This window comes from Streptomyces sp. RLA012 (assembly GCF_056270325.1).
This window is the reverse complement of record NZ_JBWDPA010000002.1, coordinates 5,427,774-5,446,568: the sequence shown is the minus strand read 5'-3', so window position 1 is coordinate 5,446,568 and position 18,795 is coordinate 5,427,774. Positions and strand designations below refer to the sequence as shown.

The 18,795-nt window shown below is 68.2% G+C and carries 18 protein-coding genes; 12 read left to right on the top strand and 6 right to left on the bottom strand.

The window, feature by feature from the left end:
* Positions 1-249: a GntR family transcriptional regulator gene (locus RV986_RS24880; RefSeq protein ID WP_475924416.1), complete on the bottom strand. Its 249-nt coding sequence runs from the start codon at positions 247-249 to the stop codon at positions 1-3.
* A gap of 338 nt (positions 250-587) precedes the next feature.
* Between RV986_RS24880 and RV986_RS24875 the strand changes: the two genes are divergently transcribed.
* Positions 588-869 (top strand): hypothetical protein, encoded by a 282-nt coding sequence (locus RV986_RS24875; protein WP_475919516.1) that lies wholly within the window; start codon positions 588-590, stop codon positions 867-869.
* A 112-nt stretch (positions 870-981) separates the two neighbouring features.
* On the opposite strand, the gene RV986_RS24870 is transcribed toward RV986_RS24875, so the two are convergent.
* Positions 982-3,273: a (Fe-S)-binding protein gene (locus tag RV986_RS24870; protein ID WP_475919515.1), complete on the bottom strand. Its 2,292-nt coding sequence runs from the start codon at positions 3,271-3,273 to the stop codon at positions 982-984.
* Positions 3,274-3,521: 248 nt separating this feature from the next.
* Here RV986_RS24870 and RV986_RS24865 point away from each other — a divergent pair, with 248 nt between their 5' ends.
* The 5 genes from RV986_RS24865 (at position 3,522) to RV986_RS24845 (ending at position 8,887) form a co-directional block, all read left to right on the top strand.
* Positions 3,522-4,589, top strand: a complete 1,068-nt coding sequence (locus RV986_RS24865) for an MraY family glycosyltransferase (RefSeq protein ID WP_475919514.1) — start codon at positions 3,522-3,524, stop codon at positions 4,587-4,589.
* A 95-nt stretch (positions 4,590-4,684) separates the two neighbouring features.
* Positions 4,685-6,550 (top strand): molecular chaperone DnaK, encoded by a 1,866-nt coding sequence (gene dnaK, locus RV986_RS24860; RefSeq protein ID WP_475919513.1) that lies wholly within the window; start codon positions 4,685-4,687, stop codon positions 6,548-6,550.
* Positions 6,547-7,218, top strand: a complete 672-nt coding sequence (gene grpE, locus RV986_RS24855) for a nucleotide exchange factor GrpE (protein ID WP_475919512.1) — start codon at positions 6,547-6,549, stop codon at positions 7,216-7,218. Before dnaK ends, grpE begins: the two co-directional genes overlap by 4 nt.
* A gap of 33 nt (positions 7,219-7,251) precedes the next feature.
* A complete protein-coding gene (gene dnaJ / locus RV986_RS24850) occupies positions 7,252-8,436 on the top strand; it encodes a molecular chaperone DnaJ (RefSeq protein ID WP_475919511.1) in 1,185 nt (394 codons plus the stop codon).
* Positions 8,437-8,440: 4 nt separating this feature from the next.
* Positions 8,441-8,887, top strand: a complete 447-nt coding sequence (locus tag RV986_RS24845) for a heat shock protein transcriptional repressor HspR (protein ID WP_475919510.1) — start codon at positions 8,441-8,443, stop codon at positions 8,885-8,887.
* A 91-nt stretch (positions 8,888-8,978) separates the two neighbouring features.
* Here RV986_RS24845 and RV986_RS24840 read toward each other — a convergent pair whose 3' ends face one another.
* A complete protein-coding gene (locus tag RV986_RS24840) occupies positions 8,979-10,988 on the bottom strand; it encodes a PA14 domain-containing protein (protein ID WP_475919509.1) in 2,010 nt (669 codons plus the stop codon).
* Between the two features lie 409 nt (positions 10,989-11,397).
* On the opposite strand from RV986_RS24840, the gene RV986_RS24835 reads away from it, so the two are divergent.
* Complete coding sequence (locus RV986_RS24835) at positions 11,398-12,474, top strand: sugar ABC transporter substrate-binding protein (RefSeq protein WP_475924415.1); 1,077 nt, start codon at positions 11,398-11,400, stop codon at positions 12,472-12,474.
* Between the two features lie 102 nt (positions 12,475-12,576).
* A complete protein-coding gene (locus RV986_RS24830; protein ID WP_475924414.1) occupies positions 12,577-13,068 on the top strand; it encodes a hypothetical protein in 492 nt (163 codons plus the stop codon).
* Here RV986_RS24830 and RV986_RS24825 read toward each other — a convergent pair.
* Positions 13,046-13,234 carry a DUF397 domain-containing protein gene (locus RV986_RS24825; RefSeq protein ID WP_475919508.1) on the bottom strand — a complete coding sequence of 63 codons (189 nt, stop codon included), beginning with the start codon at positions 13,232-13,234 and terminating at the stop codon, positions 13,046-13,048. The two genes, RV986_RS24830 and RV986_RS24825, sit on opposite strands and share 23 nt — an antisense overlap.
* A gap of 12 nt (positions 13,235-13,246) precedes the next feature.
* Entirely contained in the window at positions 13,247-14,128 is an 882-nt protein-coding gene (locus RV986_RS24820) for a helix-turn-helix domain-containing protein (protein ID WP_475919507.1), read from the bottom strand.
* Positions 14,129-14,370: 242 nt separating this feature from the next.
* Here RV986_RS24820 and RV986_RS24815 point away from each other — a divergent pair, with 242 nt between their 5' ends.
* The 4 genes from RV986_RS24815 to RV986_RS24800 all read left to right on the top strand — a co-directional run bounded on the left by RV986_RS24815 (position 14,371) and on the right by RV986_RS24800 (position 17,903).
* Positions 14,371-14,859 (top strand): ATP-binding protein, encoded by a 489-nt coding sequence (locus tag RV986_RS24815; protein ID WP_475919506.1) that lies wholly within the window; start codon positions 14,371-14,373, stop codon positions 14,857-14,859.
* A 93-nt stretch (positions 14,860-14,952) separates the two neighbouring features.
* Positions 14,953-16,293 (top strand): AAA family ATPase, encoded by a 1,341-nt coding sequence (locus RV986_RS24810; protein ID WP_475919505.1) that lies wholly within the window; start codon positions 14,953-14,955, stop codon positions 16,291-16,293.
* Positions 16,229-16,903 carry an RloB family protein gene (locus RV986_RS24805; protein ID WP_475919504.1) on the top strand — a complete coding sequence of 225 codons (675 nt, stop codon included), beginning with the start codon at positions 16,229-16,231 and terminating at the stop codon, positions 16,901-16,903. Before RV986_RS24810 ends, RV986_RS24805 begins: the two co-directional genes overlap by 65 nt.
* Before the next feature lie 385 nt (positions 16,904-17,288).
* Complete coding sequence (locus RV986_RS24800) at positions 17,289-17,903, top strand: Uma2 family endonuclease (protein WP_475919503.1); 615 nt, start codon at positions 17,289-17,291, stop codon at positions 17,901-17,903.
* 37 nt (positions 17,904-17,940) lie between these two features.
* Here the strand turns inward: RV986_RS24800 and RV986_RS24795 are convergent, their stop codons facing one another.
* Positions 17,941-18,795, bottom strand: a complete 855-nt coding sequence (locus RV986_RS24795) for a transglutaminase family protein (RefSeq protein WP_475919502.1) — start codon at positions 18,793-18,795, stop codon at positions 17,941-17,943.

Below are 18,795 nucleotides of genomic sequence, written 5' to 3'. Positions count from 1 at the left end.
CTACGACTCTGCGGGCTTTGCGGGCTGCTCGGTGACGAACGAGCCGAGGCCCGGCTCGGTGTAGATGAGCCCTTCCTTGCGTAGCCCCTGGTGCACTTTCTGTGCGGTTGCCGTCGCAATGCCGAACTCTTCGATGATCTGGACGACGGATGGCACTCGTGTCCGCGGAGGGTATGTCCCGTCCACGATGCGACGGCGGATGACTTCGGCGACCTGGCGCCAGCGGGGGATGTCTGCGGCGAACTCCATCACCACACCACCATGCGATGCCGAGGACACTAGTGCGAGCCCTGATATGGCCTAGTACACCCTGCCTTACTGGCGCTAGAGTGGGGGACAACAGACCCCGGCGACGGATTGCAGCCGTCCCGGGGCGCGGCCACCAGCTGAACCCGATCGGAGGATCCCGCTCCCACCCACCGCAGCCCGTACGGCCTGGACACCCCCCTCGACGGCACCGCCACCGTCGCCGTACGCCCGTACGTGACCGCCTACGAGCAGCGTGAGCGGCGGCGTGAACTGGTCCTGGCCACCTTGGGGCTGGACTCGCCCGGTCCGTACTGGATTCATGGGCTGGAGGTCGCCTGATGGAGATGGAATCGCCACGTCTGCTGCCCTGGTCCAGTCCCGAGGGCAAGCCCTGTTACCTGATCACCGACGACTACGGTGGACCCGTGTCCCGCCTGGCCGATGTGACGGAGTCCATCCAGCTCGGCATGGGCACGGAACTCCTCGCGCACGCCCACGACATGCTCCCGGGGACCCCGCCGGGCGAACTCCGCTTCCTCGCCGAGCGCCTGACCGAGGCCCTCCAGGACGCACTCCGCGTCGCCGAGAGCCGTGGTCGAAGGCTGGGCCGCCTGAACTGACCCGGAACCGACGATGCCCCCTGCCCGGTGTGGGCAGGGGGCATCGGTCGTACCGATCAGCCGGTTACTTCACCGATTACTTCACCGATTACTTCACCGATTACTTCGCCGGTTACTTCACCGGCTCCGGCTCCGGCTCGCTCTCCGCCTCCGCGGCGCCCGCCGGGTCCACCGGCGTCCTGACGGAGTCGAGGAGGAGCTGGGCGACGTCGACGACCTGGATGGACTCCTTGGCCTGGCCGCCCGCGGCGGAGCCGCTATCAGATGCAGCCTTCTTGCCGTTGACCGAGTCGGTCAGCATGACGAGGCAGAACGGGCAGGCCGTGGACACGATGTCCGGGTTCAACGAAAGAGCCTCGTCGACGCGCTCGTTGTTGATGCGCTTGCCGATCCGCTCCTCCATCCACATCCGGGCGCCACCGGCGCCACAGCAGAACCCGCGCTCCTTGTGGCGGTGCATCTCCTGCTGGCGCAGACCCGGGACGGCGGACATGATCTCGCGCGGCGGCGTGTAGATCTTGTTGTGGCGGCCCAGGTAGCACGGGTCGTGGTAGGTGATGAGGCCGTCGACCGGGGTCACCGGGAGCAGCTTGCCCTCGTCGATGAGGTGCTGGAGCAGCTGGGTGTGGTGGATGACCTCGTAGTCGCCGCCGAGCTGCGGGTACTCGTTGCCGATGGTGTTGAGGCAGTGCGGGCAGGTCGCGACGATCTTCTTCGCCGACTTCGGCTTCTTCGTCGACTCGTCCTCGTCGTCCTCACCGAAGGCCATGTTCAGCGCGGCGACGTTCTCCATGCCGAGCTCCTGGAACAGGGGCTCGTTGCCGAGGCGGCGGGCGGAGTCACCGGTGCACTTCTCGTCGCCGCCCATGATCGCGAACTTCACGCCCGCCATGTGGAGCAGCTCCGCGAAGGCCTTCGTCGTCTTCTTCGCGCGGTCTTCCAGTGCGCCCGCGCAGCCGACCCAGTACAGGTACTCGACCTCGGACAGGTCCTCGATGTCGCGTCCGACGACCGGGATCTCGAAGTCGACCTCCTTGGTCCACTCCAGGCGCTGCTTCTTGGCCAGGCCCCAGGGGTTGCCCTTCTTCTCCAGGTTCTTGAGCATCGTGCCCGCCTCGGACGGGAACGCGCTCTCGATCATCACCTGATAGCGGCGCATGTCGACGATGTGGTCGATGTGCTCGATGTCGACGGGGCACTGTTCGACGCAGGCGCCGCAGGTGGTGCAGGACCACAGCACGTCGGGGTCGATGACGCCGTTCTCTTCGAGGGTGCCGATGAGCGGGCGTTCGGCCTCGGCCAGGGCGGCCGCGGGCACGTCCGCCAGCTGCTCCTTCGTGGCCTTCTCCTCGCCCTCCATGTTCTTGCCGCCGCCGGCGAGCAGGTACGGGGCCTTGGCGTGCGCGTGGTCGCGCAGCGACATGATGAGGAGCTTGGGGGAGAGGGGCTTGCCCGTGTTCCAGGCGGGGCACTGCGACTGGCAGCGGCCGCACTCGGTGCAGGTGGAGAAGTCCAGCAGGCCCTTCCAGGAGAACTGCTCGACCTGGCTGACTCCGAAGACGTCGTCCTCGCCGGGGTCGGTGAAGTCGATCGGCTTGCCGCCCGAGGTCATCGGGAGCAGCGCACCCAGGGCCGTGGAACCGTCCGCGTTGCGCTTGAACCAGATGTTCGGGAAGGCGAGGAAGCGGTGCCAGGCGATGCCCATGTCCGTCTTGAGCGAGACCGTGATCATCCAGATGAAGGAGGTCCCGATCTTGATCATCGCGGTGAGGTAGATCAGGTTCTGGAGCGTGCCGACGCTCGTCCCCCTGAAGGCGGCGACGATCGGGTACGAGGCGAAGTACGCGGCCTCGTAGCCGTGCACGTCGGCGAGGGTGCCCTCCAGGCCGCGCAGGGTCATGATGGCGAGGCCGATGATGAGGATGACCGACTCGACGAAGTAGGCCTGGCCCGTGTTCGAACCCGCGAAGCGGGACTTGCGGCCCGCCTTCCCCGGCCGGGACAGCTGGCGGATCACGATGAGCGTGAGGATGCCGAGGGTCGTCATCAGGCCGATGAACTCGACGAAGATCTCGTACGGCAGCCAGTGACCGATGATCGGCAGCGCCCAGTCGGCCTGGAAGAGCTGCCCGAAGGCGTTCACCAGGGTCGCGACCAGGGAGAAGAAGCCGACCGCCACGAACCAGTGCGCGACGCCGACCACCCCCCACCGGTTCATCCGGGTGTGGCCGAGGAACTCCCTGACCACCGTGACGGTGCGCGCGGTCCAGTCGTCGGTGCGGGTGTCCGCGGGGACGTCCTGGCCGAGCCGTACGAACCGGTAGATCTGCGCGATGGCGCGAGCGAACAGCGCCACGCCGACCACGGCGAGTACCAGCGACACAATGATCGCGGCGAGTTGCATTCGGGGGCTCCTCGGGCCTGCGAGGGGGGAGCTGAGGCGTGGCCTTCAGCCGATTACTAAGCGGTAACTTATGCAGTCCGTCTGAGACTACCCATATCTTCCGCCGCACTGTAGTCAGCGGTGCGGTGATCTGTGTCGCTGAGGGGGGCCTGAGTGGGGGGTGTCTCTCTCGGGGTGTGGTGGTCGACACGTCAGCCTGATCGTGTGACCTGCAGTGTATTTGTGACATTTAACCCTAAATTGGCGATGTGCTGTATGGAATCACCGCCGCCGTCGCCGCCCTGCTCCTCGCCACCGTGCTCGCCGCGCTGCTGCGGACGCTCGCCCTGCGCTGCGGCGTCGTCGAGCGGCGCCGGGCGCGCGTGGTGCCCTCGCTGGGCGGGGTGGCGGTGATCGGGGCGACCGGACTGGTCGCCGGGGCCGGGGACTGGACGGGCGTGGCGCCGCTGGGGTCCGCGGCCGGGCGGCTGCTCCTCGTCGGGGCCGCCGTCGGTGTCCTCGGGCTGCTCGCCGACCTGTTGCCGGTGACGCTTCCCCTCCGGGTGCCGCTGCAGGCGGCCGTCGTCACCGCCGCCGCCGCGCTGACCGTGCCGTACGACGAACTCGGGCCGGTGGCCGGGCCGGTGGCCGTCGGGTGGATCGTTCTGGCCACCCATGCCTTCACCTCGCTCGATCACGCCGACGGGGTGATGGGGACCGTCGCCGTGGTGACCGCCTTCGCGCTGAGCGGCTGCGCGGCCGCCGAGATCATGGACGGGCTCGCGGCGCTGCTGAGCGTGCTGGCCGCCGCGCTGACCGGCTTCCTGATGCACAACTGGCCGCCCGCGCGGATCGTGCCGGGGCGCTGCGGCGCGCTGTTCGCCGGGTTCGTGCTCGCCTCGGCGGCGGTCCTGGTGCACGCCGGGCGGACGGCCGGGGCGGGCGTGGGGGCCGTGTTCGCGCTGACGGCCGTGGCGAGCGTCGATGTCGTCCTGGTCCTGGTGTCACGGCGGCGGGCCGGGCGTCCGCTGCTGCGCGGTGCCCCGGACCATCTCGTGCACCGGCTGCGTCGTCTCGGGGTCACGCCCCAGGGGGCCGTGGTCGTCGTCGGGGTCACCGGCTTCGCGGGTGCACTCGTCGGAATACTGATCGACCTGGGATGGGTTGACGCGACGGCCGCCCTGGGGGTGGCGGGCGGCGCCTGCGCGGCCGTACTGGCGCTCCTTCGGGTTCCTGCGTACGGGGTACGGCGCATCCCTGGCCCTACGGCGCGGATGCCGGTGAAGACGCAGGTCGGAGTACCTGCTCAGACACACCTGCGCGTAAGGAACAGATAAGACTTGAGTCCCTTCGACTCAGGTCTGTTGACCGGGCGTCGGCCATCGTGCACACTTGAGTCCGTTCCACTCAAGTCATTGCTGGAGGAATTGAAATGGCACGTGCGGTCGGCATCGACCTGGGCACGACTAACTCCGTCGTCAGCGTTCTTGAAGGCGGCGAGCCCACCGTCATCACCAACGCAGAGGGCGCCAGGACCACGCCGTCCGTCGTCGCCTTCGCCAAGAACGGCGAGGTGCTCGTCGGCGAGGTCGCCAAGCGTCAGGCGGTCACGAACGTGGACCGGACGATCCGGTCCGTCAAGCGTCACATGGGCACGGACTGGAAGATCGAGCTCGACGGGAAGAACTTCAACCCGCAGCAGATGAGCGCGTTCATCCTGCAGAAGCTCAAGCGGGACGCGGAGGCGTACCTCGGTGAGAAGGTGACCGACGCGGTCATCACCGTCCCGGCGTACTTCAACGACTCCGAGCGCCAGGCGACGAAGGAGGCCGGCGAGATCGCGGGCCTGAACGTCCTGCGCATCGTGAACGAGCCCACGGCCGCCGCCCTCGCGTACGGCCTGGACAAGGACGACCAGACGATCCTCGTCTTCGACCTCGGCGGCGGCACCTTCGACGTGTCCCTCCTGGAGATCGGTGACGGCGTCGTCGAGGTGAAGGCGACCAACGGCGACAACCACCTCGGTGGTGACGACTGGGACCAGCGGGTCGTCGACTACCTGGTGCAGCAGTTCCGCTCCGGTCACGGCGTGGACCTGGGCAAGGACAAGATGGCCCTGCAGCGCCTCCGTGAGGCCGCCGAGAAGGCCAAGATCGAGCTGTCCTCCTCCACCGAGACCTCGATCAACCTGCCGTACATCACGGCCTCCGCCGAGGGCCCGCTGCACCTGGACGAGAAGCTCACCCGCGCCCAGTTCCAGCAGCTCACCGCGGACCTGCTGGAGCGCTGCAAGACGCCGTTCCACAACGTCATCAAGGACGCGGGCATCAACCTTTCCGAGATCGACCACGTCGTTCTCGTCGGTGGCTCCACCCGCATGCCCGCCGTCGCCGAGCTCGTCAAGGAGCTGACCGGCGGCCAGGACGCCAACAAGGGCGTCAACCCGGACGAGGTCGTCGCCATCGGCGCCGCCCTGCAGGCCGGTGTCCTCAAGGGTGAGGTCAAGGACGTCCTGCTCCTCGACGTCACCCCGCTGTCCCTCGGCATCGAGACCAAGGGCGGCATCATGACGAAGCTCATCGAGCGGAACACGACGATCCCGACCAAGCGGTCCGAGATCTTCACCACCGCCGAGGACAACCAGCCGTCCGTCCAGATCCAGGTCTACCAGGGCGAGCGCGAGATCGCGGCGTACAACAAGAAGCTCGGGATGTTCGAGCTGACCGGGCTGCCGCCGGCGCCGCGCGGTGTCCCGCAGATCGAGGTCGCCTTCGACATCGACGCCAACGGCATCATGCACGTCACGGCCAAGGACCTCGGCACCGGCAAGGAGCAGAAGATGACCGTCACCGGCGGCTCCTCGCTGCCGAAGGACGAGGTCGACCGGATGCGCCAGGAGGCCGAGCAGTACGCGGACGAGGACCACAAGCGCCGCGAGGCCGCCGAGACCCGCAACCAGGGCGAGCAGCTCGTCTACCAGACCGAGAAGTTCCTCAAGGACAACGAGGACAAGGTCCCGGGTGACGTCAAGACCGAGGTCGAGGCCTCCATCGCCGAGCTGAAGGAGAAGCTCAAGGGCGAGTCCGCCGAAGGTGACAACACAGCCGAGATCCGCACCGCCACGGAGAAGGTCGCCGCGGTCTCGCAGAAGCTGGGCCAGGCCATGTACGCCGACGCCCAGGCCGCGCAGGCGGCCGGTGGCCCCGAGGGTGCCCCCGGTGCCGAGCAGGCCAAGGCCGATGACGATGTCGTCGACGCCGAGATCGTCGACGAGGACCGCAAGGACGGTGCCGCGTGACGGAGGAGACCCCGGGCTTCGAGGAGAAGCCCGACGTCCCCTCCGGCGCCACCCCTGACGACGCCGAGCCGCAGGCCGCCACCCCCTCCACGGAGGAGGCGGCGGCCCCGGCCGGGGACGCATCAGCAGCAGCACAGATGGCCGGTCTGACCGCCCAGCTGGACCAGGTCCGTATGGCGCTCGGTGAGCGCACGATGGACCTCCAGCGGCTCCAGGCCGAGTACCAGAACTACCGCCGTCGGGTCGAGCGCGACCGGATCGCGGTCAAGGAGATCGCCATCGCGAACCTCCTGACCGAACTCCTGCCCGTGCTCGACAACATCGCCCGCGCGCGGGATCACGGCGAACTGGTCGGCGGCTTCAAGTCGGTGGCCGAGTCGCTGGAGACCGTCGCGGCGAAGATGGGCCTCCAGCAGTTCGGCAAGGAGGGCGAGCCCTTCGACCCGATGATCCACGAGGCCCTGATGCACTCGTACGCGCCGGACGTGACCGAGACGACGTGCGTGGCGATTCTGCAGCCGGGGTATCGCATCGGCGAGCGCACCATCCGCCCCGCACGGGTGGCGGTCGCCGAACCGCAGCCGGGGGCGCAGACGGTCAAGGCGGACGCATCGGAATCCGCGGAGACCGCCGACGACAAGGAGACCGGTGGCCCGGACGAGGGCTGACCTTGAACGCATGAGAGAGGAGGGACGTCGGGGATGAGCACCAAGGACTTCATCGAGAAGGACTTCTACAAGGTCCTCGGCGTTCCCAAGGACGCCACCGAGGCCGAGATCAAGAAGGCGTACCGGAAGCTCGCCCGCGAGTTCCACCCGGACGCCAACAAGGGCAACGCCAAGGCCGAGGAGCGCTTCAAGGAGATCTCCGAGGCGAACGACATCCTCGGTGACCCCAAGAAGCGCAAGGAGTACGACGAGGCCCGCGCCCTCTTCGGCAACGGCGGCTTCCGTCCGGGGCCCGGCGCGGGCGGCGGCAACTTCAACTTCGACCTGGGCGACCTCTTCGGAGGCGGCGCCCAGGGCGGAGCGGGCGGGGCCGGCGGCTTCGGCGGCGGCATCGGTGATGTGTTCGGGGGCCTGTTCAACCGCGGCGGCACGGGCACCGGCACCCGGACCCAGCCCCGGCGCGGCCAGGACATCGACACCGAGGTCACCCTGAGCTTCACCGAGGCCGTGGACGGGGCGACCGTCCCGCTGCGGATGACCTCCCAGGCGCCCTGCAAGGCCTGTTCGGGCACCGGCGACAAGAACGGCACACCCCGCGTGTGCCCGACCTGTGTCGGCACCGGCCAGGTCGCGCGCGGCTCCGGCGGCGGCTTCTCCCTGACGGACCCCTGCCCGGACTGCAAGGGCCGCGGTCTGATCGCGGAGCACCCCTGCCTGGTCTGCCAGGGCTCGGGCCGCGCGAAGTCGTCCCGGACCATGCAGGTCCGCATCCCGGCCGGGGTGAGCGACGGCCAGCGGATCCGGCTGCGCGGCAAGGGCGGACCCGGCGAACGGGGCGGCCCGTCGGGCGACTTGTACGTCACGGTCCATGTGGACGCCCACCCGGTCTTCGGCCGCAAGGACGACAACCTCACCGTCACCGTGCCCGTCACCTTCGTGGAGGCGGCACTCGGCGGCGAGGTGCGCGTGCCCACCCTGGGCGGCCCCCCGGTCACCCTGAAACTGCCCCCGGGCACGCCCAACGGCCGTACGATGCGGGCCCGTGGCAAGGGCGCGGTCCGCAAGGACGGCACCCGCGGCGACCTCCTCGTCACCGTCGAGGTCGCGGTCCCCAGGGATCTGTCGGGCAAGGCTCGCGACGCCCTGGAGGCGTATCGCGAGGCAACCGCGGAAGAGGACCCGCGGGCGGAGCTGTTCCAGGCCGCGAAGGGAGCATGAGCAGATGGACGGCCGTCGTCGGAACCCCTATGAACTGACCGAGGAGACCCCGGTCTACGTCATCTCGGTGGCGGCCCAACTCTCCGGCCTGCACCCGCAGACCCTGCGCCAGTACGACCGCCTCGGCCTGGTCTCCCCCGACCGCACGGCCGGGCGCGGCCGGCGCTACTCGGCCCGCGACATCGAACTGCTCCGCACGGTGCAGGCGCTGTCCCAGGACGAGGGCATCAACCTGGCCGGCATCAAGCGCATCATCGAACTGGAGAACCAGGTCGCCGCCCTCCAGTCCCGCGTCGCGGAGCTGGAGTCGGCCCTGGACGGCGCCGCCGCGGCCATGCAGCAGCGCGAGGCCGCGGTGCACGCCTCGTACCGCCGCGACCTGGTCCCGTACCAGGAGGTCCAGCAGACCAGCGCGCTGGTGGTGTGGCGCCCGAAGCGCTCGCCGGACTAGTACCCGCGCAGCGCAATCAGTACCCGAGCAGCACAAGGGGCCCGGAGGTCACGACCTCCGGGCCCCTTGTGTGTCCGCGTGCGCTCCTGGCTCAGGTCAGCGCGTGATCGCCGATCGGCGCCGATTCCGTCCCGTCCGCGTGGACGGCCGTGACCCGGTAGTACAGCGCGCTGTCGCTCTTCGCCGTGGGGTCGTCGTACCAGTACGCGTTCGCGTCGAGCGGGGTGTCCGTGAGCCGGACGTACGTCGCGGAGGCCGGATCCCAGCGGTAGACGTGGAAGCCGGTCGCCGCGCCCTGCGGGTCCGCCTCCGGCTGGTAGCTCCACTGGAGGGCGACGGGCCCGCCGAAGGGGTAGACCGCCAGCCAGCCGAACGGCGAGCCGTCCTCCGGGGTGGACTCGGTGGGCCGCATGTCGAGCTCGGTCACGTCCGCCACGGCCACGCCGGCGGCGGTCGGGGCGAGGCTGTTGCCGTCCTTGTCCACCGCGACGACCGCGTAGCGGACCTGCTCGCCGTCGGGCAGGGTCCGGTCGACGTTCTGGGACCACACGGTGCCGTACACCAGGCGGTCGGTGATGTCCGTGTAGGTCCACCTGCCGTCGGCGTACGTGCCCCGGTGGACCGCGTAGTGGTCGACGTCCCCGGCGGTGCTGTCGTTCCAGTCCAGCTTGACGCCGTTTTCGACGGGGGTCGCGGTCAGACCGGTCACCGGGCCGGGCGCGGTCCAGTCGCCGGTGTGGTGCACGGTGACCGCGGCCGATGCGGGGCCGGTGTTGCCGCGGTTGTCGAGGGCGCGGACCCAGTAGGTGTGGGAGGTCGAACGCGCGAGCCCGGTGTCCTCGAAGGAACCGGCGGCGGTGCCGATCCGGGCGCCGTCGCGGTAGACCTCGAAGTCGGCCAGATCCGCGTCCTTGTTGCCGTTCCGGGACCAGGTCAGCGTGACGCCGCGTTCCCCGTCGACGGCCTTCAGGTCGCTCGGGACGAAGGTCGGCGGGGTGTGGTCGTAGGTCAGGAACTCGGCGGTGCCCGACACGGCCGACTCGTTGCCGCGGGTGTCGACCGCCGTGACGACGTAGTAGTACGTGCGACCGGTCGCGGGCGGTGTCTCGCTGTAGCCCCCGCCGATCGGCGCGGAGCCGCTGACCAGGTTCGCCGCCGTGCGGGCGACGGGCTTGGCGGTGGAGCGGTAGACCCGGTAACCGGCCAGGTCGGGTTCGCGGTTGGAGTCCCAGAACAGCTGCACCTTGCTCACCGGGCCGGCGGCCCAGTTGTCCTCGACGCCCTTGGGCGCGGCGGGCGCCGTCTTGTCGGTCGTGGTGACCGGCTTGTCGGCGGTGCCGGCCGACTCGTTGCCCGCCCTGTCGTAGGCGCGGACCTCGTAGTAGTACGTGTCGCCGGTGGCGGGAGCGGCGTCGGTGTACGAGGTGGAGCCGGTCGTCGCCAGGGGCCTGCTGCCGAACGCGGCGCCCTTGAGACGCCGGTAGACGCGGTAGCCCGCGAGGTCCAGCTCCTTGTTCGCCGCCCAGGCCAGCCTGGTCCTGCCCGTCGCCCGGTCGTACGTCGCCGAGATGCCGCCCGGGGTGAGCGGCTTGACCTTGTCGACGGTGGCCGTCGTACGGGGGGTGTAGCCGAACGTGACGTTCGCGGCGCCGGTCCAGGCCGCGAAGTCGATGCGCAGGGTGTGCCGTCCCGCGGGGACGCTCACGTTGACGGTCTTCTTCTGGGTGGTGGAGACGTTCTTCCAGAGGTCGACCTTGCGGCTGCCGTCGAGATAGACGCGGATGCCGTCCTGGGAGGCCACGGGCAGGGCGAAGGGGCCGCCGGAGCCGAAGTCGCGGGTGACGGTCCAGCGGACACCGAAGTTGTCCTTGGGGAGGCCGGAGGCGGGTGCGCCCTTGCCCCAGTTCTCGTCGATCTTCGCGTCGCAGTCGGTCTTCCTCGGTGTGCCCGAGAAAGAGGTGTTTGCGAAGAACTGCCGCTTGTAGAGCGGCGATGCGCAGTTGGTGGCCGCGGCGGCGGAGACGGCGCCGAGCAGGCCCCCCGCGGTGGCGAGCACCACGGTGGTGGCGGCCGTGGCCGTCATGCGTCTGGCTGGGTTCATGCGTTTCTTCGTCCTTCGGTCCCGTTGGTCAACGGCGGGTCAAGCCGTTGACGATCAGGACACATGAGAACGCGATGTGGTTGTACGAGAGTTCAAATCTTTTACGCCTCGGCGCCGGACCCGGTCTCTTCGGTGTACCGGGGGCGCGTGAGTCGTATGCCATGGGCCTGTGATCAAATCGACCCGAGGGGGTCTGGTGAAGTGGCGGCCCAGGCCCTCCCCACCGCGTTCACCTGGGTCGCACGGAATGCTGTTGCCATCTCGTTAAGTGGTTACTCCTTGACGCTGAGGTGATCGACGCGTTGGCTTTCAGCCACCTGGGTCGCAAAGCAGCCACCTCGCCCGGAAGGCACCTGTCGTGAACACTCGTAACACCCGGCTTCGTCGCATCGCCATCACCGTGGCCTCCATGGCCATGACCGTCTCGGTCGCCGGTTGCGGTGTCGTGGACGGAATCGGCGGTGGCAGCACCAAGGCGAGCCCGACCAAGGGCGACGACATCACGGTGGGCCTGCTCCTGCCGGGGACGGCCCAGACCCGTTACGAGAAGTTCGACTACCCGATCATCAAGCAGCAGGTCGAAAAGCTCACCAACGACAAGGGCAAGGTCGACTACGCCAACGCGGACCAGAGCGTGTCCAAGCAGAGCAAGCAGTTCCAGCAGATGGTGGACGACAAGGTCGACGTGATCCTCGTCGACGCGGTGGACTCCAAGGCCATCGCCGCCGATGTGAAGAAGGCCAAGGACGCGGGCATCCCCGTCATCGCCTACGACCGTCTGGCGGAGGGGCCGATCGACGCGTACATCTCCTTCGACAACGAGCTCGTCGGCCAGGTGCAGGGCAAGGCCCTCCTGGGGGCGCTGGGCGGCAACTCCGCCTCGAAGAAGATCGTCATGATGAACGGCTCGCTCGCCGACCCGAACGCGGCGCAGTTCAAGACGGGTGCCATGGGCGAGCTCAACGGCAAGGTCGACATCGCCGAGTCCTACGACACCAAGGACTGGGACCCGGTCGTCGCCAAGGCCAACATGGAGAAGGCCGTCGCGAGCATCGGCCTCGACAACATCGCCGGCGTCTACGCCGCCAACGACGGCATCGCGGGCGCGGCCATCGACGTCCTGAAGACCTTGGGCGTCAGCGAGGTGCCGCCGGTCACCGGTCAGGACGCCGAGCTGGAGGCGGTGCAGCGGATCGTCGAGGGCGAGCAGTACATGACCGTCTACAAGTCGTACCCGCAGGAGGCCACCGCCGCCGCCGAGATGGCCGTGGCGAGGGTCCAGGGCCGCAGCATCGAGTTCGACGCGCTCACCCGCGACAGCGTCGACAGCCCCACGAACAAGAAGATCCCGGCCCAGCTCGTGCCGGTGGTCGCCCTCACCAAGGACAACGTCACGCAGACGGTGGTCCAGGACGGCATCTACACCGTCAAGGAGATCTGCACGACCAAGTACAAGGCGGAGTGCACGGCGCTCAAGATCAAGTAGCCGCCATCAAGTAGCCGCCACGGTGAACCAATCTGTGGCCACGGGTGTCTGAGAAGAAGTCCTGTTCTTCTGTTTCTTCTGTCGACGGAGGCACTTGTGGCCATGATCGGCCTGTTCTGGATCACCAAGGAGAGCGTGTACGTGGGCGCCGAACCCGAGGGGTACGGGCGCGGCGTGCGGCTCACCCCGGAGGGTCTGGAGGCCGTGGGCACGGACCAGAAGGGGTTCTGGCCCTGGGCGGACGTCCGTGCGGTCACCGTCCACGACGTGCAGGTGCGGTCCAGTACGCGGTGGCTGGTGAACAGCGTCGTGGACACGGTTCTCGACGTGGCGACGGGTGGCGGTGAGGCCCCGCCCGCGTTCGAACTCCACGTACGGACGGACGAGGAGAAGGTCGAGCTGACGGCGTACAACGCTGCCGTCGGGGGCTACGTCCAGTCCGAGTACGAGCTGTCGGTGGCGCTGCTGGACCGGTTCGTGGACGGCAGCGCGGATGTGGCCCGCCTGTTGGAGTGGGGCAGTGCCGAGGGCGACGGGGTGACACCCTGGCGAGCCGCCCGAGAGGCGTTGCTCAGGAGCTGGTCCGTCGCTTGATGTGCCGCAGGAGCGTGGCGAGGCGGGCGGGGGCGGTGGTGAGTATGGTGTCGGGTTCGTCGCTTTCTCGGAGGTGGATTGTTCCGTCGGGGGCCAGCGCGACGTTGACGCAGTTACCTTCGGCTCCGCCGCTGAACGATGACTTCTGCCACGTGAACTGGTGCATTCTCGGCTTTCCTCAGTAGGTGTAGAGCACGTGCTGGATCAGGGCGAGCGAGTCCTTGGCCGCGTGAGTCTCGGGTGTCGCCCGAGCGTCGATCGGTGCGAGTGCGCGTTCGGTCAGAGCATCGAACAGCGTGCCGTACTCGGCAAGGTGTGCGCTGTCGCCGAGGTGCAGTGACGCGATGGGGTGTTCGAGGACCACGGTACTCAGCTGATCGACTGTGGGCCGCGCGTATAGGAAGTTTCCGGTGTACGCGGCGTACACGTCTGCCTCGTACGGGAAGACCTGGATCGTGACATGGGGGAAGCGCGCCAACTCGATGAGGTGCAGCAGTTGCGCGCGCATGACGGCGGCGCCGCCGAACCGCATGCGCAGGGCGCCCTCATGGATGACGGCATGGACGGTCGGAGGGTTGTCCTCGGTGAGGATCTGCTGCCGCTCCTTGCGGAAGGCCACGGCGTCGTCGACAGTCCCGTGCGCCGGTTTGGCGCTGGCGAGGATGGCGCGCGTGTAGGCCTCGGTCTGGAACAGCCCTGGGACCAGCAGTGATTCGTGCGTGCGCAGCGCCGTGGAGCCGGCCTCCAGCTCCGCGAGGTCGAGGGCGGCGGGGCCGATGCGGTTTTTGTACGCTGTCCACCAGCCCTTTCCCGTTGCCTCGGACAAGGTAACCAGAGCGTCGACAAGCGGTGCATCTTTGCATCCATAGATGCGACACAGCTCGCGGAGCCGTTCCGTCAGGATGGTCGTCTTCGCGGTCTCGATCTGGCTCAGCTGGGCGCGGCCCATGCCGATCCGCCCGGCCGCCTCTCCTGCGTTCATCCCTGCTCGTTCGCGCAGTTGTTTGAGCTCGAAGCCGAGTCGTCGCTGACGCTCGCTGATGGTGGTGCGCAGTCCCACGGTCCACTCCTCATCCGGTCGCTCAAAGTCTCCCCAGGTCACGGGAGTTCGTCCACCGATCCGAGCGAACAGCTTGAATAATGTAAACCTTCTCCCCTACCGTGAGTGTGGCACCGTTAACGCTCCGGAACCGTACCGGAGTCGTCCAACTCCCCTGCCCACAAGCGAAAGCGCACCCGAGCCGTCGGCCAGGCGGATCCGGACAAGGCCATCGCGGGCGTACGTCAGGAGCTGATCCCCCCATGGAAGCTGCCCGCGGGGCACCCCACCGGCCTGCCCAACTCGCCTACGACTACAGCCTCTTCGCTCCCGCCGACGCCACCGCGCCCAAGGTCTGCCGGGACTTCGTGCGCGCGGTACTGCTCACCCTCGACCGCGAGCCCCTCGTGCTGCCCGCGACCCTGTGCACCTCGGAACTCGTCACCAACGTCCACCTGCACACCAAGGGCACGGCCATGCTGCGCGTCCAGCTCACCCCGGCCCGGCTGCGGGTCAGCGTGTACGACGAGAGCCGCGACCCGCCGGTCACACCCAGGACGCCGACCACCGCCTGCCGGGGCCGGGGCCTGGCCCTGGTCGCCGAGATCGCGGACCTGTGGGGTGTGGCCGCCGACCGGGCGGGGCGGTTCGCGAAGGGGGTGTGGTTCGAGTTGGAGGGTGGGCCGTTGCGATGTCCTGGTTCGGGTGAACGGGTGGCGGACGGAGCGCCGGGATGGCAGGTCTGTCGTTGAGCCCTGGCAGGCCATACGCTGGCCTCAGGTGCCCAGTCTTGTGATTTTTCTGCGCTACCGGGGATGAGAACCCCCTGATTGGAGGTGATTCACATGCTCCTGAGTTTTCGTGTGGCCAACCATCGGTCGATCAGGGATGAACAGCAGCTCAGTCTCAGCCCCGTCTACGACGCAGACCGGCCCGAAGGCACTGATTGGAGCGCTGTGCCGGTCGTTGCGCTCTTCGGCGCGAACGCCTCAGGCAAGTCCAACGTCGTTGACGCGCTGCGCTTCATGGCTCGTATGGTGAGAGCATCCCACCGGGATGCCGAGCCGGGCGGTGGAATCGACCGGTATCCCTTCGCGCTGGACCAGGACGGAATTGCCGAACCTTCCTGGTATGTGGTGGACCTTCTCCTGCGGGGAGTCCGGCATACCTATGGCTTCAGCGTGGACTCCGAGCGTGTTCTCGACGAGTGGCTCTACAGCTACCCGCGGGGCCGTAAGAAGAAGGTCTTCCATCGCACGGGAGACGAGATCGAGTTCGGTGACGGGGTACCCAAGCGCGAGCTGGACGTGATCAAGAACATCACCGAGCCGAACACCCTGTTCATCTCCATCGCTGCGCGTTCCAAGCAGGAGGCGGTTCAGCCGGTATACGCATGGTTCTTCGGCTCTGTGCTTTTCCGTGTGGGTGGTGCTCGCGGCTATGGCGTCAGCCCGGCCAGCATGAGGCTTTTGGAGGATCCGGAACGCGCCCCGGCCGTCGTCGAGCTGTTGCGCGCAGCCGACCTGGGCATCGAGAACGCAGGGGTGGAACGTGTCGAGGTCATAGAGGACTACTCTCCCGGGCTGAGGCGCCTGCGTGAGACGCAGCGCCGGGGCGGAGAGGGCCAGGCGGCGCTCTTCGGGGATGAGAATCCGGCGGTCTCTCGGGGGCCGGTCAAGGAGGTGCCGCGAGTCTGGGTCGAGCAACGGGGGCGTAAGGGCGCTGTTCGGCTCGATTTGCGGGATCAATCAGAAGGCACCCGCGTCCTCCTCGACTACGCCGGACCTGTTCTCGGGGCGCTTGAGCGTGGCGGACTGCTAGTGGTCGACGAGGTGGACGCCAGCCTGCACCCACGGCTCACGGCTCATCTGATCAAGCTGTTCCAGGAGCCTGAAACCAACCCGAGGAGTGCTCAGCTTCTCTTGACCACGCATGACGCGAGCCTGCTCGGGCGCAGTGGCGGAGAAGAAATTCTGAAACGTGACCAGGTGTGGTTCCTCGAGAAGAACGAGCATGGTGAGACCACTCTCTTCCCACTCTCCGACTTCAGGCCACGCCAGGACGAGAATCGTGAGCGCCGTTATCTGGGGGGCAGTTATGGCGCGGTGCCGTTCCTGAACGATGAGAGATTCACGGCAGCGGTCGTGGCCCGGGGGGAGAGGGATGACGAGAACGCCGAAGCCTAGTGGTCGGCGACGTCCTTCCTTCGACACGGATCTGTCCCGTGTCGAAGGACTGCGTGAGGCACGCAAGCGGCTGCTGGTGGTCTGTGGCGCACGAGTGACCGAGAGCACGTACCTGCGTGGTCTCAAGACACATTCCGCGAATCCGGCCGTTGCTCTGCGCGTGATGGAACGCCCTTGCGCTCCGTCTCAACTCATCGCGTACACAGCGGACTTCCGTGATCAGTCAAAGGAGGACTTTGACGAGGCATGGTGTGTCTTCGATATCGACGAATTTCGGGATGTGCCGCGTGCTGTGTCAGATGCGCTCCGCCAGGACGTCGAAGTCGCCATCTCCAACCCGTGCTTCGAGCTCTGGCTGTTGCTCCATTTCGCGGATCACTGTGCGTATGCCGAGTCGTATGCCAAGGTGCTGCCTCACCTTGCCAGGCACCTGCCCCGATACGACAAGACCCGCATTGACTTCCGTCATTTCGCGGACAGCTGGCGTGATGCTGTTCGAAGGGCAAAGGCGCTGGCGCCGGAGGGGAAAGAGCATGAGGTGAACCCGTCGAGTGGCGTCTGGCGCTTGGCGGAGGCGGTAGCCGGGTCAGCTCGACGAGGACCATCCTGACGGGCCGTCCCTCAATAACCGCATAGGCAATCCACAGAGTGGAAGCCGGCCCCGTTCACCCGATCAAATCGTTCCGCGCCACGTCACCTCTCCACCTGTCACATCATGCAGCGGAGAAGTGCGGCGACGCGGAATGCGATTTTCCGAGGCGCTGTGTACGACGAGGGCCATGACCGACCAGTCACTCTCGTCGCAGGGGGCAGGGGGCAGGGGGCAGGGGGCAGGGGGCAGGGGGCAGGTGCCTGCCGGGGCCGGGGCCTCGCCCTGGTTGCCGAGGTCGCGGACCTGTGGGGCGTGGCCGCCGACCGGGCGGGGCGGTTCGCGAAGGGGGTGCGGTTCGAGTTGTCGGGGGAGGGGGAGCCCGGTGGATCGTTGGAGGCGTGCCATGTCCGAGCATGAGGTCGATCCGGACGCCGCAGACCTGGACGAGGTCCTGTGGGAGGCGTGGAAGGCCATGGAACTTCCCGAGGGCTACCGCGCCGAGATCGTCGAGGGGGTTCTCGAAGTCCAGCGCATCGGTCGTGTGCGGCACGGCTTGATCGCGAACCGGCTGGGGGAGGCCCTGTCCAGGTGCTGGCGCAAGGGCGAGTACGGGGCGTATCACGGCATGGCCGTCACGCAGGGCCGTCATCGCGTATGGATGCCGGATCTGGTGGTGGCCGCACGGGAACCGGAGCCGAGCGCCGACAGCGAGGGCATCGGTGTCGTGGCCTCAGCTGTGCGTCTCGTTGCTGAAGTGGTCTCCCAGGGCGAGCGCCACCAGGAACGGGACCGCGTCCGCAAGCGCCGCGAATACGCCCGCGCCGGCATCCCCGTCTACGTCATCATCGACGACTACGACAGCCAGGGCACCGTCACCGTCCTCACCGAGCCCCAGCCGGAGAAGGCCGACTGGGTCGGTGTGCACCGCGTCCCCTACGGCACCGACGTCACCATCCCCGAAGGCCCCGCCAAGGGTTTCGTGATCGGGGAGACGGTCACCGGGCCCAAGCGGAGCTGAGCCCGCGCCCGCCCCCCCCGGGGGGGATACCGCACCCTCACGCCACCCGCGTGAACTCCACCGTCACCTCCGGCGGGCCGCCGGCCACTCCTCGGTAGATGCCCTTGTGCGGGGTCACGTCGTCGTAGTCGCGGCCTCGGCCGACGACGACGTGGGACTCGGCGGCGCGGGTGCTGTTGGTGGGGTCGTAGCCGGTCCAATCGCCGGCCCAGTACTCGATCCACGCGTGGCTCTGGCCGGCGACGGGGCGGTGGAGTTCGGCGTCGCGTTCGGGGTGGAGGTAGCCGGAGACGTAGCGGGTGGGCAGGCCCAGGCCACGGAGGAGGGCCGAGGTCAGGTGGGTGATGTCCTGGCAGACGCCCGCGCCCTGTTCCCAGGCCTCCATGGCGCCGGTGTTCACGCCCGTGGCGCCGGGGATGTAGCTGACCTGGTCGGTGACGAGGGAGGAGACCGCGATCGCCGTCTCGTGGGGGTCCAGGCCCGCCGACACCGCCCTCGCCCTCTCCACCAGCTCCTGCGTCACCCGCGTACGACTGGTCGGTGCGGCGTATTCGAGGAGGCGGGAGTTCGCGGTCGTTCTCGCCACCTCCGCCCAGGTCGGCGCGGGTGCCGGCGGACCCGGCGGGGCCGTTTCGACCAGGCTCGACGCCGTGATGGTCAGGTCCGCGTGCGGTTCCATCAGGTCGAAACCCGTCACCTGGGTGCCCCAGTAGTCCCAGTACGACCAGGTGGGCGTGGCGGGGGTCACGGTGACCCGGGAGTCCAGGGTCGTCTGGCCCGGGAACGTCAGCGGTGTCATGCGGACCTCGTTGTGGGAGGAGACCGCGGCCTGCGCGTACGAGACGCGGGTGGTGTGCCGGATCCGGAGCCGGCGCGTCAGGGGAGTGCTCAT